Raw genomic sequence first — 13341 nt, forward strand, 5'->3', positions numbered from 1 at the left:
GCCGGGAGATCGGATGAAGACAGAGACTGATTAACCGTCGTATGCTTTTTCATGGACTCGCCCTCGCTGTCGTTGGCTGTTTAGACTGCCACCGTGGCGCATTGACGCCTCGGCCTGGGCGAGTCCATCCAATTACAGAAAAATGCGTTCTGTCAGGTACGACGATGATCGATCACAGATCGTTGAAACAGCCTGCCCTCAGTGGGACCGGCTTTAGCCGGGAAGCCTTTGATCTGCCTGCTTTGCTTCTGATCTTGATCTTCATGCACATAACGCACAGACACCACCAACCGCGACTTGGGTGCAGGCCGAACGCAGACGACGCGGAGTGGGTCGAGCGGCATGGATGCCGCGAGAGCGCCGCTAGGACATGGATGTCCGTTCGGCGCGGGCCCACGGAGCGTCGTCGGAGTGAGGGAACCCCGAGGAACGAGGGGCCTAGCCAGGAGCAAGCACCCTTGGTTACTTGGGGTGCTTTTCCAAGTAACTCGCCGAAGGCGAAACCCAAGGCCGTTAGGCCGACTCTAACGAACGCCGCCGAACCTGACTGACAAACCCAAGGCAAAAAAAACGGCAGATTATCCAGCCACAGGGCTGTCTGATCCACCGCTTTCGCCAGCACGCTGGCGCTTACAGGCCTTGCGCCCGTCTTCAGAGCGTCATCACTCTGAAAACGGGCAAGCAACCATCAACCTTCCAGATCACCCATCGCTGTGGTGTTGAAACCACCGTCGACGTACATGATCTCGCCACTGACACCGGAAGCCAGATCAGAACACAGGAAAGCGCCCGCGTTACCCACTTCCTCGATCGTCACGTTGCGACGCAAAGGGGTCTGCGCTTCGTTCGCCGCCAGCATCTTGCGGAAGTTCGAAATGCCCGAAGCGGCGAGGGTACGGATCGGGCCGGCTGATACCGCGTTCACGCGTGTGCCTTCAGGGCCGAGGCTGCGGGCCAGGTAACGGACACCGGCTTCAAGGCTGGCCTTGGCCATGCCCATCACGTTGTAGTTCGGCATGGTGCGCTCGGCACCCAGATACGACAGGGTCAGCAAGCTGCCATTGCGGCCCTTCATCAGGTCGCGGCCGGCTTTGGCCAGGGCCACGAAGCTGTAGGCACTGATGTCGTGAGCGATACGGAAGCCTTCACGGGTCGTGGCTTGGGTGAAGTCACCGTCCAACTGGTCGCCCGGTGCGAAACCCACGGAGTGAACGATGCAGTCCAGACCGTCCCACTTTTTGCTCAGTTCTTCGAAGACCTTGGCGATCTCTTCGTCGCTGGCGACGTCGCAAGGGAAGCACAGGTCAGCGTTGGAACCCCAGCCTTCGGCGAACTCTTCGACGCGCTTCTTCAGCTTTTCGTTCTGATAGGTGAAGGCAAGCTCAGCGCCCTCGCGGTGCATGGCGGCAGCGATACCGGATGCGATGGACAATTTGCTGGCGACACCGACGATCAGGACGCGCTTACCGGCGAGAAAACCCATTGTTTTGTTCCTCTTCAGGTTAATCGACAGCTGCCGGCGCCAAGAAGGCGGCCTCCAGCAGCTGCTGTGTATAAGGATGTTGCGGTGCGGCGAAGATGTCTTCTGCCACACCCTGTTCGACCACTTGGCCTTGCTTGACCACCATCAGTTGGTGGCTCAACGCCTTGACCACCGCCAGATCATGGCTGATGAACAAATACGTCAGGTTGTACTTGGTTTGCAGGGAGCGCAACAGCTCCACCACTTGACGCTGAACGGTGCGGTCGAGGGCCGAAGTCGGCTCGTCCAGCAAAATCAGCGCCGGTTTTAACACTAATGCCCGGGCGATGGCGATCCTTTGCCGCTGTCCCCCGGAAAACTCGTGGGGGTAGCGGTGACGGGTGGCCGGGTCCAGGCCCACCTCCTTGAGCGCTTCGATGACCGCCGCTTCCTGTTCCACCGGCGTACCCATCTTATGGATCCGCAGGCCTTCGCCGACGATGTCACACACCGACATGCGCGGGCTGAGGCTGCCGAACGGGTCCTGAAACACCACCTGCATCTGCCGCCGCAGCGGCCTTACCTGATGCTGATTCAGCCCCGCCAACGATTGCCCGTGAAAGCGTATCTCGCCTTCGCTGCGGATCAACCGCAGGATCGCCAGGCCCAGCGTCGATTTGCCCGAACCGCTTTCGCCAACAATCCCCAGCGTCTGGCCCTTGGGCAGGCTGAAGTGGATGCCGTCGACGGCCTTGACGTGATCGACCGTGCGCTTGAACACACCTTTCTTGATCGGAAACCAGACCCGCAGGTCCTCGACTTCCAGCATCGGCGCGCCCGGCGGGTTATTCGCCGGCCCGCCTTTGGGCTCCGCGCTGAGCAGTTCCCGGGTGTACAGATGTTGCGGCGCGCGGAACAGCTCTTCGCACGATGCCTGTTCGACGATGCAACCGCGCTGCATGACACATACTCGGTTGGCAATTTGCCTGACGACGTTCAAATCATGGCTGATCAACAGCAACGCCATGCCCAGCCGGGCCTGTAACTCCTTGAGCAATTCAAGGATTTTCAGCTGCACGGTGACGTCCAGCGCGGTGGTCGGCTCGTCGGCGATCAGCAGTTCGGGCTCGTTGGCCAAGGCCATGGCGATCATCACGCGTTGACGCTGACCGCCTGAGAGTTCGTGGGGCAGGGCTTTCAAGCGCTTCCCCGGCTCCGGAATGCCTACCAGCTCGAGCAGCTCCAGCGTGCGTCGCGTGGCTGCTTTGCCGGTCAGGCCCTTGTGCAGGCCGAGCACTTCGTTGATCTGCTTTTCGATGGACTGGAGCGGGTTGAGCGAAGTCATCGGCTCCTGAAAGATCATGGCGATGCGATTGCCGCGAATGCCGCGCAGGCGTTTTTCGCTGACGGTCAGCAAGTCGTCACCGGCGTAGCGAATGGTCCCGGTGGGATGGCGCGCCAGCGGGTAGGGCAGCAGCCGCAAGATCGAATGGGCGGTGACTGACTTGCCTGATCCGCTTTCGCCGACCAGCGCAAGGGTCTCGCCCTTGCGGATGTCGAAGCTGATGCCTTCGACCACCCGCTGCACGTTGTTGCCGTTCACGAACTCGACCGAGAGGTCGCGGATCTCGACCAGATTGTCCTGATTCATCTCATTTCCTCGGGTCGAATGCGTCGCGGGCGGATTCGCCGATGAACACCAGCAGGCTCAACATGATCGCCAGCACGGCGAAGGCACTGATGCCCAGCCACGGCGCCTGCAGGTTGGATTTGCCCTGTGCGACCAGCTCGCCCAGCGAAGGCGAGCCGGCGGGCAGGCCGAAGCCGAGGAAGTCCAGCGCGGTCAGCGTGCCGATGGCGCCGGTGAGGATGAACGGCATGAAGGTCATGGTCGACACCATCGCGTTGGGCAGGATGTGGCGGAACATGATCGCGCCGTTCTCCATGCCCAGCGCCCGGGCGGCACGCACGTATTCAAGGTTGCGGCCGCGCAGGAACTCCGCGCGCACCACGTCCACCAGGCTCATCCATGAAAACAGCAACATGATGCCCAGCAGCCACCAGAAATTGGGCTGCACGAAGCTGGCAAGGATGATCAACAGATACAGCACTGGCAGCCCGGACCAGACTTCCAGAAAGCGCTGGCCGATCAGATCGACCCAACCGCCGTAGAAGCCCTGCAGCGCGCCGGCGATCACGCCGATGATCGAGCTGAGGATGGTCAGCGTCAGAGCGAACAGCACCGACACGCGGAAGCCGTAGATCACCCGCGCCAGCACGTCGCGACCCTGATCGTCGGTGCCGAGCAGGTTCTCGCGCGACGGCGGGGCAGGGGCCGGGACTTTCAGGTCGTAATTGATGCTCTGGTAGCTGAACGGAATGGGCGCCCACAGGGTCCAGCCGTCTTTGGCCGCCAGCAGCTCCTTGATGTACGGGCTCTTGTAGTTGGCTTCCAGCGGGAATTCCCCGCCGAAGGTGGTTTCCGGGTAGCGCTTGAAGACGGGGAAGTACCACTCGCCGTCATAGCGCACGGCAAGCGGTTTGTCGTTGGCAATGAGTTCGGCGCCCAGGCTTGCGCCGAACAGAATCAGAAACAGCCACAGCGACCACCAGCCACGCTTATTGGCCTTGAAGCGTTCGAAACGGCGTCGATTGAGAGGGGACAGCGTCATATCAATGATCCCTGCGGTCGAAGTCGATGCGTGGGTCAACCAGCGTGTAGGTCAGGTCGCCGATCAGTTTCACCACCAGCCCGAGCAGGGTGAAGATGAACAGCGTGCCGAACACCACCGGGTAATCGCGGTTGATTGCGGCTTCAAAACTCATCAGGCCGAGGCCGTCCAGGGAGAAGATCACTTCCACCAGCAGGGAACCGGTGAAGAAGATGCCAATGAACGCCGACGGGAACCCCGCGATCACCAGCAGCATGGCATTGCGGAACACATGGCCGTAGAGCACGCGGCGCTGGGTCAGGCCTTTCGCCTTGGCGGTGATCACGTACTGCTTGCCGATTTCATCAAGAAAACTGTTTTTCGTCAGCAGGGTCATGGTGGCGAAGTTGCCGATGACCAGCGCGGTGATCGGCAGCACCAGGTGCCAGAAGTAGTCACCCACTTTGCCCAGCCAGCTCATCTCGTCGAAGTTGCTGGACGTCAGCCCGCGCAACGGGAACCAGTCGAAGTAACTGCCGCCCGCGAACACGACGATCAACAGAATGGCAAACAGGAACGCCGGAATGGCGTAGCCGACGATGATCGCCGAGCTGGTCCAGACGTCGAAATGGCTGCCGTGGCGTGTGGCCTTGGCGATCCCCAGCGGGATCGACACCAGGTACATGATCAGCGTGCTCCACAGCCCGAGGGAGATGGATACCGGCATCTTCTCGACGATCAGGTCGATGACTTTGGCGTCCCGAAAGAAGCTGTCGCCAAAATCCAGTCGAGCGTAGTTTTTGATCATGATCCACAAGCGTTCCGGCGCCGATTTGTCGAAGCCGTACATGTGCTCGATTTCCTTGATCAGGCCGGGATCCAGACCTTGAGCGCCACGATAGGTCGAGCCGGCCACCGACACTTCAGCGCCGCCGCCGGCGATGCGGCTGGTGGCGCCCTCGAAGCCTTCGAGCTTGGCGATCATCTGCTCCACCGGACCGCCCGGCGCCGCCTGAATGATGACGAAGTTGATCAGCAGAATGCCGAACAGGGTCGGGATGATCAGCAGCAGCCGCCGCAGAATGTAGGCCAGCATGTTATTGCTCCGCGCCTTTGGGTTGGCTGGTTTCAGACTGGGCTGCGTCAGGCTGCGCTGCGTCAGGCGCGACCTGCACGGGAATGGCCGGCGTCGCGTCGGGTTTGACCCACCACGTGACGGTGCCAATGTCGTAGAGCGGGGTTTTGTTCGGGTGGCCCAAGTGATCCCAGTAGGCCACGCGCCAGGTCTTGATGTGCCAGTTCGGAATGACGTAGTAGCCCCACAGCAGGGCGCGGTCGAGGGCGCGGGTGTGATCGATCAGGCTCTGACGGGAGTCGGCGTTGATCAGGCCGCTCACCAGCGTGTCGATGGCCGGGTCTTTGAGGCCGATCACGTTGTAGCTGCCCGGCTTGTCAGCGGCGGAGGAGTCCCAGTATTCGCGCTGTTCGTTACCCGGCGAACTCGATTGCGGGAAACTGCCGACGATCATGTCGTAGTCACGCGAGCGGCGGCGGGTGATGTACTGGGAGACGTCGACCCGACGGATTTCCAGATCAATGCCGATGTCGGCCAGGTTGCGTTTATACGGCAGCAACACGCGCTCGAATTCGGTCTGGGCGAGCAGAAATTCAATAGTGACCGGCTTGCCTTCGGTGTCCACCATCTTGTCGCCGACGATTTTCCAACCCGCCTCCTTGAGCAACTGGAACGCTTTGCGCTGTTGCTCGCGGATGATGCCGCTGCCATCGGTGACCGGCAGTTCGAATGCCTGGGTAAAGACCGGATCCGGCAATTTACCGCGCAGAGGTTCGAGAATTTTCAGCTCCGCTGGCGTTGGCAAGCCTTTGGCGCCCATGTCCGAATTGTCGAAATAGCTCTTGGTGCGGGTGTAGCTGCCGAAGAACAGCTGTTTGTTGGTCCATTCGAAGTCGAGCAACAGGCTGAGCGCCTGGCGCACGCGCACGTCCTGGAACATCGGCTTGCGCAGGTTGAAGATAAAACCCTGCATGCCCTGAGGGTTGCCGTTGGGGATTTCTTCCTTGATCAGACGGCCCTGTCTGACGGCCGGGACGTCATACGCTGTCGCCCAGTTTTTCGCCGCCATCTCCTGCCAGAAGTCAAAAGCGCCGGCTTTCAACGCTTCAAGCGCCACGGTGTTGTCGCGGTAGTAGTCAGTGGACAACCGGTCGAAGTTGTAAAAACCCTTATTGATTGGCAGGTCCTTGCCCCAGTAGTCCTTGACCCGCTCATAGCGCACCGAGCGCCCGGCCTTAACCTCGGCCACCTTGTACGGCCCGCTGCCCAGCGGGATTTCCAGGTTGCCTTTGCTGAAGTCGCGGGTTGCCCACCAGTGTTTGGGCAAGACCGGCAACTGGCCGAGGATCAGCGGGAGTTCGCGGTTGTCGTTGTGCTTGAACTTGAACAGCACCGTGGTCGGGTTTTCCGCGACGGCCTGATCCACGTCCGCGTAGTAGCTGCGGTACAGCGGCGAGCCGTCCTTGATCAGCGTCTCGAAGCTGAACACCACGTCTTCGGCGCGGACCGGATGGCCGTCGTTGAATTTCGCTTCCGGGCGCAGGTAGAAGCGCACCCAGCTGTTGTCCGGGGCTTTCTCGATTTTGCCGGCAATCAGGCCGTATTCGGTAAACGGCTCGTCGAGGCCCTGGCGAGCGAGGGTGTCGTAAATCAGGCCGATGTCGTCGGCGGGGACGCCTTTGCTGATGAACGGGTTGAGGCTGTCGAAGCCGCCAAAACCGGCGCTGCGCAGGATTCCGCCTTTGGGCGCATCCGGGTTCACGTAATCGAAATGCTTGAAGTCGGCCGGGTATTTTGGCGCTTCGTTGTACAGGGTGAGGGCGTGTTGCGGGGCCGCCTGGGCTGCACTGATGACGCCCAGCAACAGCGGGGCCAGCACGAACGGGCTCAGAAACAGGCCGCCGGCGCGGGTCAGGGAGCGCAGGGCAGTCATTGGGTTTTCTCCGAAGGCTTGAGCCACCACGCACGCAGGCCCAGGGTGTAGGGCGGGGTGGTGACCATGGCGAACCCGTTGCGGTACGCCAGACGATGATTATTGAGGTACCAGTTGGGGATCATGTAGTGCTGCCACAGCAACACGCGATCCAGGGCACGGGTCGCCGCCACCTGTTCATCCCGGGTTTTCGCGGCCAGTAACTGGTTGAGCAGGGTGTCGACCACCGGGTTGGCAACGCCGGCGTAGTTCTTGCTGCCCTTAATGTTGGCCTGGCTGGAATGGAAATACTGCCATTGTTCCAGCCCTGGGCTGAGGGTCTGGTTCAGGGTCATGAGAATCATGTCGAAATCGAACTGGTCCAGCCGCTGTTTGTACTGGGCGCGGTCGACGGTGCGCAGGTGCGCGTCGACCCCGATCCGGGTGAGGTCTTCGATGTAGGGCTGCAGGATTCGCTCCAGGTTTGGATTGACCAGCAGTATTTCAAAACGCAACGGCTGCCCGGCGCTGTTGGTCAAACCGCGCTCGGTGAAGGTCCAGCCGGCAGCGGCCAACAGCCCCAGGGCCTGGCGAATGGAATCGCGAGGTACGCCGCCGCCGTCGGTTTTCGACACCGCGAAGGGCTGAGTGAACAGCCTGGCCGGCAACTGCTCGCGATAGGGCGCAAGCAGGAGGAATTCGCGGCCGGCGGGCAGTCCGCTGGAGGTGAATTCGCTGTTGGGGTAATAGCTGGTCGAGCGCTTATACGCGTCATTGAACAGCGTGCGGTTGGTCCACTCGAAGTTGAATATCAGCCCCAGCGCTTCTCGCACACGAACGTCGGCGAACGCGCCGCGGCGGGTGTTCATGAACAGCCCTTGGGTCTGGGTGGGAATCTGGTGCGGGATCTGCGCCTTGATCACCTTGCCCTCGGCCACCGCCGGGAAGTCATACCCGGTGAGCCAGTTTTTCGCCTGATGCTCAATGTAGATGTCGAACTCACCGGCCTTGAACGCTTCAAACGCCACGTCGGCGTCGCGATAGAACTCCACTTCCACCCGATTGAAGTTGTACTTGCCCCGGTTGACTGGCAGGTCTTTGCCCCAGTAGTCCTTCACCCGCTCAAACACCAGGCTGCGGCCCGGCCGCACTTGCGTGATGCGATACGGGCCGCTGCCCAGCGGGGCTTCGAACGAGGTGGCCTTGAAGTCGCGGTTCTTCCAGTAGTGCTGCGGCAGGACCGGCAGCTCCCCGAGGCGCAGAATCAGTAGGGGGTTACCGGAGCGCTTGAACACGAAACGAATGCGATGGCGGTTGAGGATGTCCACCCGCTGCACTTCCTGCAACGCGGTGCGGTACTGCGGGTGACCATCCTTCAGCAGGGTTCTGTAGGAAAACGCGACGTCGTAGGCGGTAATCGGCTTGCCGTCGTGAAAGCGCGCTTCGGGCCGCAGATTGAACACCACCCAGCTACGGTCGTCGCTGTACTCGACGGTTTTGGCGATGAGGCCATAGCTGGAGGTGGGTTCGTCGCCGGAGGGGTCGTACTGGCCGGTGCCGACCATCAACGGTTCATTGAGCTCGCTGACCCCGTACTGGCCGAAATTCGGCGTCGAGATCGGGCTGCTGCCCTTGAAGGTGTAAGGGTTGAGTGTGTCGAACGTGCCGTTGGCCATGATTCGCAGGGTGCCAGCTTTCGGCGCCTCAGGATTGACCCAGTCGAAATGCGTGAAGCTGGCAGGGTACTTGAGGACGCCGAATTGTGCGTAACCATGGCTTTCGCTGATGGTCGCGGCGGCTGTCGTGCTCAAGACCAGGCTGAAAGTCAGCAGCAGGTGACGTATCAAGTCGGCGGTCGATCCAGGCAGCGGTCGGACACAGTAACAGCTTGTATCGGCTGGAAAAAGGGTGGGCCCGGGGTGTCAGGCTGACGCAACATCTGTAGGAGCGTGGCTTGTCCCGCGATCTGCCGGGGACCGGCAGCATATCCTGAGTGTTCGGTATGTCTGGCAATTCCTGAACACAGTTTTACGACGACTTCGTCGCCGATCGCGGGACAAGCCACGCTCCTACACAGAGCGTTGGCATTGCGGGCGACCCATCAGTGCGGCAAGTACACCGTCAATGTCTGCCCCGGCTTGAGTGCCTGGCCACTGCGTGGGTTCCAGCGCTTGAGGTGTTGCATTTCGACGTTGAAGCGCTTGGCGACGAGGTACATCGAATCGCCTTTCTGAATCTTGTACTGCATCGACTTCTTGCCGGCGTCTTCGCCCTTGGCGCCGCCGTCAGCCTTGGCCACTGCGCGGGACGTCGTTTTCGCCGGCTTGCTATTGTCCTGCATCACCAGGGTCTGGCCGACCTTCAGGTTGTAACCGGACAGCTTGTTCCAGTGCTGCAAGTCCTTGACGTCGACCTTGTTGATGCGCGCGATCTGACCCAGGCTTTCGCCTTTCTTCACCCTGTAGGTGCGGGTGCGTGCAGGCTTTTCGTCCACTTCGGCGACTTCTTCAAACACCGGCATCGCATATTGCATGCCCGGTTGCACCGGGATCGTCAGCGCCTGCCCGCGTTTCAAAGGAGCGCCGGACAACTTGTTGACGTCTTTGAGGGTACTGATCGAGACCTTGTAGCGGCTGGCAAGGCTGGCGAGGCTATCGCCCGGACGTACGCGGTATTGCTGCCAGTCGACCAATTCCTCAGGCTTCATGTTCGACAGGTTTGCCGTCAACAACTGCGATTTCGACGTCGGCACCAGCAGGTGCTGCGGGCCGTCGATGGTCAGGCGCTTTTTGAAGGCGGGGTTGAGCTGCACCAGTTCGTCTTCGTCGATGTTGGCCATGGCCGCGACCTTGGAGAGGTCCATGCGCTGATTCAGCTCGACCACCTGGAAGTACGGCTTGTTGTCGATCGGGTTGAGGTTGACGCCATACGCGTCAGGCGACATCACCACTTGGGAGAGTGCCAGCAGTTTCGGCACGTAGTCGCGGGTTTCCTGCGGCAGCGGCAGGTTCCAGTAATCGGTGGGCAGGTTGAGCTTTTCGTTGCGTTCGATGGCGCGGCTGACCGTGCCTTCGCCGGCATTGTAGGCCGCCAGCGCCAACAGCCAGTCGCCGTTGAACATGTCGTGCAGCTTGGTCAGGTAATCCAGTGCTGCCGTGGTGGACGCCGTGATGTCGCGGCGGCCGTCATAGAAGTTGGTCTGACGCAGGTTGAAGTAACGACCGGTGGACGGAATGAACTGCCAGATGCCGGCTGCATCGCTGCGCGACAGGGCCATCGGGTTGTACGCGCTCTCGATAACCGGCAGCAACGCCAGTTCGAGCGGCATGTTGCGCTCTTCCAGACGCTCGACGATGTAATGCATGTACAGGCTGCCGCGGTTACCGGCCGTTTCCAGGAACGACGGGTTGTTGGCGTACCAGAGGCGCTGCTGATCAATGCGCGGGTTGAGGTCGTTGCCGTCTTGCAGCTGGAAACCTTGACGCATGCGCTCCCACACATCGTGCGGCGGGGCGAGCGGCACGGGTTTGCGCGCGATATAAACGGGTTTTGGTTTGGTGCTGGCGACGGGGTGAGCAGCGCTGGCGCCGTTCCCGGATTCGAGGCCGCCGGTGCTCTGGCAGCCTGCCAATGTCGCGCTCGCGACCACTGCGATCGCCTGGGCCAACCGAGTCAATGTGTCGGAATTAAAGGTTTTGCGTAGAGATGACGACATTGGCTGGGGGATAGTTCCAGGCGAAAATGTCGGGCGATTCTAGAAAGCGGCTCGGTAACGGTCAACCTTTCAGAATTTCCGTGCTGATTCGCAGCCTGTTTAGAACTTATCTTTCCATGCCCGCAGGACCGCAAAAACCTCTGCGGGCGTTGCGTTATGGGTTCCGCTCCGTTCGTCTGCTTTTTGTTTCACTTCGATGACCGATGCTCGTAAAAACGGGTTGGTCTTGCGCTCCAGTGCCAGACTGGACGGTACGCTGATACGGTTTTGCTCACGCCATTGCGTCACCTCCTCGAAGCGCCGGGCGACGTCGGCGTTGTCCGGCTCGACCGCAACGGCAAAACGCAGATTGCTCAGCGTGTATTCATGAGCGCAGTAGACGTGTGTGCTGTCCGGCAGTTCGGCGAGCCGGGTCAGGGAATGATGCATCTGTTCTGGCGTGCCTTCGAATAACCGGCCGCACCCGGCGGCGAACAGCGTATCGCCGCAGAACAGCAGCGGCTGCTGCGCGTCAGCGTGGTAAAAGGCAATGTGGCCCAGGGTGTGCCCGGGTACCGCATGAACGTCGAATGTCAGGCCCAGTGCGGTGACTTGATCGTTGTCCGACAGGGCCACGTCCCGCGCCGGGATGTTTTCGCTGGCCGGGCCGTAGACGCTGGCGCCTGTCAGGGTTTTAAGTTGTGCAACGCCGCCGGTGTGGTCAGCGTGGTGGTGAGTGATGAGAATGTCGGTCAGACGCCACTCCGGGTTACGCTCCAGCCAGGCGATGACGGGAGCGGCATCCCCCGGGTCAACCACGGCGCAGCGCTTGGCGGCATTGTCTTGTAACAACCAGATGTAGTTATCGCTAAAAGCAGGCAGGGCATCGACCTGTATCATGGGCGCGGTTCGCTTTGCTGGAAACATAGAGAAGCATCTTAGAGTCTGAACAGACCCGAGGCGAGTCTCTCTCACGAGAACCTTCCCAACTGGATGGCGCTCGCACCGACGACCTCATGGAGACCGGAAATGACCGATGAAGCGTTCGCCCAGGCTGATCCGGAATGGCTTGAGCTGATCAGCGCAGCCCGCGACTGGCTGTCCGGGCCCCTGGGGCAGTTACTGCTGGAAGAAGAGAGCCGTGCTCTGGAACAGGAGCTCGAGCGTTTTTTCGGCGGTTATCTGGTGCATTACGGTCCGTCCGCGCAAACACCGCCACCGGCAAAACAGGTGCAGCGCAACGTGCGCCTGGGCGCGCCGTTGCCAGGGGTCGAGATCGTGTGCGAGGAGCAGGCCTGGCCCTTGAGCGAGCACGCCGCTGACGTTGTGGTCATGCAGCACGGCCTGGATTTCTGTCTGTCGCCCCACGGTCTGTTGCGCGAAGCGGCCAGCAGCGTGCGTCCCGGCGGGCATCTGGTGATCCTCGGCATCAATCCCTGGAGCACCTGGGGCATTCGCCATTTTTTCGCCAACGATGCCTTGCGCAGGGCGCGTTGCATCTCGCCTTCGAGGGTCGGCGACTGGCTCAACCTGCTGGGCTTTGCGCTGGAGAAACGCCGCTTCGGGTGCTATCGTCCGCCGCTTGCTTCGCCCAAGTGGCAGGCCCGCCTGGCCGGACTCGAACGTCTCGGCGAGGGCTGGCAAAGTCCTGGCGGCGGCTTCTATTTGTTGATCGCGCGCAAGATGAGCGTAGGGCTGCGGCCCGTGCGCATGCCGCGCCGCGAACCAATGGGCAAATTGCTGCCCCTGCCGATGGCCAAGGTCAATCGGCGCACGCCCGAGCCTTGATTCACCCCGGGCGCCACGCTTTCTCATTTTTTGGAAACATCGTAATGAGCGATACCGTAGAACTCTTCACCGATGGCGCCTGCAAGGGCAACCCCGGCCCCGGCGGCTGGGGCGCGTTGCTGGTGTGCAAAGGCGTCGAAAAAGAACTCTGGGGCGGTGAAGCCAACACCACCAACAACCGCATGGAGTTGCTTGGCGCCATCCGCGGGCTGGAAGAACTGAAGCGGCCCTGCGAAGTGGTCCTGGTGACCGACTCGCAGTACGTCATGAAGGGCATCACCGAGTGGATGACCAACTGGAAGAAGCGCGGCTGGAAGACCGCCGCGAAGGAGCCGGTAAAAAATGCCGACCTCTGGAGACAGCTGGACGAGCAGGTCAATCGCCACACCGTGAGCTGGAAGTGGGTGCGTGGCCATATCGGCCATCCCGGTAACGAACGCGCTGACCAGCTGGCCAATCGCGGCGTGGACGAAGTGCGCGGGATCAAGCACGCCTGATCAATACACGGGCCTGGTCGCTGGGCGATTACGACTGTAGGAGCTGGCTTGCTGGCGAATGCATTGCGATCAGCGGACATTTTCAGCGCTGACACAACGCGTTCGCCAGCAAGCCGGCTCATATGTATGGACTCGCCTCCACTGTCTACCCGCTTTTCAAACACTGCCACCCGGTTGCATCTATGTATAAGGCCTGTTCGAGGAAGCCACTCTGGGCTTCTGGCCAACATTGGTTGAGCTCGCGGTATGCCTATTACAGTTA

At 60.9% G+C, this 13341-nt stretch carries 10 protein-coding genes; 2 read left to right on the forward strand and 8 right to left on the reverse strand.

Features of this window, described 5'->3' with window-relative positions; all coding sequences use genetic code 11:
• Positions 1-688 precede the first annotated feature (688 nt).
• The 8 genes from fabI to gloB all read right to left on the reverse strand — a co-directional run bounded on the left by fabI (position 689) and on the right by gloB (position 11694).
• The gene (fabI, locus tag VF672_RS19925) at positions 689-1483 is read right to left on the reverse strand and encodes an enoyl-ACP reductase FabI (RefSeq protein ID WP_331106262.1); all 795 of its coding nucleotides are present in this window, start codon (positions 1481-1483) and stop codon (positions 689-691) included.
• A gap of 19 nt (positions 1484-1502) precedes the next feature.
• Positions 1503-3113 carry an ABC transporter ATP-binding protein gene (locus VF672_RS19930; RefSeq protein ID WP_331106263.1) on the reverse strand — a complete coding sequence of 537 codons (1611 nt, stop codon included), beginning with the start codon at positions 3111-3113 and terminating at the stop codon, positions 1503-1505.
• A gap of 1 nt (position 3114) precedes the next feature.
• Complete coding sequence (locus tag VF672_RS19935) at positions 3115-4134, reverse strand: ABC transporter permease (protein ID WP_331106264.1); 1020 nt, start codon at positions 4132-4134, stop codon at positions 3115-3117.
• A 1-nt stretch (position 4135) separates the two neighbouring features.
• The gene (locus tag VF672_RS19940; protein ID WP_331106265.1) at positions 4136-5209 is read right to left on the reverse strand and encodes a microcin C ABC transporter permease YejB; all 1074 of its coding nucleotides are present in this window, start codon (positions 5207-5209) and stop codon (positions 4136-4138) included.
• 1 nt (position 5210) lies between these two features.
• Entirely contained in the window at positions 5211-7121 is a 1911-nt protein-coding gene (locus VF672_RS19945; protein ID WP_331106266.1) for an extracellular solute-binding protein, read from the reverse strand.
• The gene (locus VF672_RS19950) at positions 7118-8947 is read right to left on the reverse strand and encodes an extracellular solute-binding protein (RefSeq protein WP_331106267.1); all 1830 of its coding nucleotides are present in this window, start codon (positions 8945-8947) and stop codon (positions 7118-7120) included. Before VF672_RS19950 ends, VF672_RS19945 begins: the two co-directional genes overlap by 4 nt.
• A 254-nt stretch (positions 8948-9201) precedes the next feature.
• Complete coding sequence (locus VF672_RS19955; RefSeq protein ID WP_331106268.1) at positions 9202-10815, reverse strand: lytic transglycosylase; 1614 nt, start codon at positions 10813-10815, stop codon at positions 9202-9204.
• A gap of 99 nt (positions 10816-10914) precedes the next feature.
• On the reverse strand, positions 10915-11694 hold the full coding sequence (gene gloB / locus VF672_RS19960; protein ID WP_331106269.1) for a hydroxyacylglutathione hydrolase: 780 nt from the start codon (positions 11692-11694) through the stop codon (positions 10915-10917).
• 129 nt (positions 11695-11823) lie between these two features.
• Here gloB and VF672_RS19965 point away from each other — a divergent pair, with 129 nt between their 5' ends.
• Positions 11824-12582 (forward strand): class I SAM-dependent methyltransferase, encoded by a 759-nt coding sequence (locus VF672_RS19965; RefSeq protein ID WP_331106270.1) that lies wholly within the window; start codon positions 11824-11826, stop codon positions 12580-12582.
• Between the two features lie 44 nt (positions 12583-12626).
• Entirely contained in the window at positions 12627-13079 is a 453-nt protein-coding gene (rnhA, locus tag VF672_RS19970; RefSeq protein WP_331106271.1) for a ribonuclease HI, read from the forward strand.
• Positions 13080-13341: the final 262 nt, after the last annotated feature.

This window comes from Pseudomonas sp. (assembly GCF_036387035.1).
In the GTDB taxonomy this organism is placed as follows: Bacteria; Pseudomonadota; Gammaproteobacteria; order Pseudomonadales; family Pseudomonadaceae; genus Aquipseudomonas.

Excerpts from the sequence above, each read along its gene's own strand:
- rnhA (WP_331106271.1), top strand. The coding sequence starts at position 12,627 with ATGAGCGATACCGTAGAACTCTTCACCGATGGCGCCTGCAAGGGCAAC.
- VF672_RS19965 (WP_331106270.1), top strand. The coding sequence starts at position 11,824 with ATGACCGATGAAGCGTTCGCCCAGGCTGATCCGGAATGGCTTGAGCTG.
- VF672_RS19955 (WP_331106268.1), bottom strand. The coding sequence starts at position 10,815 with ATGTCGTCATCTCTACGCAAAACCTTTAATTCCGACACATTGACTCGG.
- gloB (WP_331106269.1), bottom strand. The coding sequence starts at position 11,694 with ATGATACAGGTCGATGCCCTGCCTGCTTTTAGCGATAACTACATCTGG.
- VF672_RS19945 (WP_331106266.1), bottom strand. The coding sequence starts at position 7,121 with ATGACTGCCCTGCGCTCCCTGACCCGCGCCGGCGGCCTGTTTCTGAGC.
- VF672_RS19930 (WP_331106263.1), bottom strand. The coding sequence starts at position 3,113 with ATGAATCAGGACAATCTGGTCGAGATCCGCGACCTCTCGGTCGAGTTC.
- VF672_RS19940 (WP_331106265.1), bottom strand. The coding sequence starts at position 5,209 with ATGCTGGCCTACATTCTGCGGCGGCTGCTGCTGATCATCCCGACCCTG.
- fabI (WP_331106262.1), bottom strand. The coding sequence starts at position 1,483 with ATGGGTTTTCTCGCCGGTAAGCGCGTCCTGATCGTCGGTGTCGCCAGC.
- VF672_RS19935 (WP_331106264.1), bottom strand. The coding sequence starts at position 4,134 with ATGACGCTGTCCCCTCTCAATCGACGCCGTTTCGAACGCTTCAAGGCC.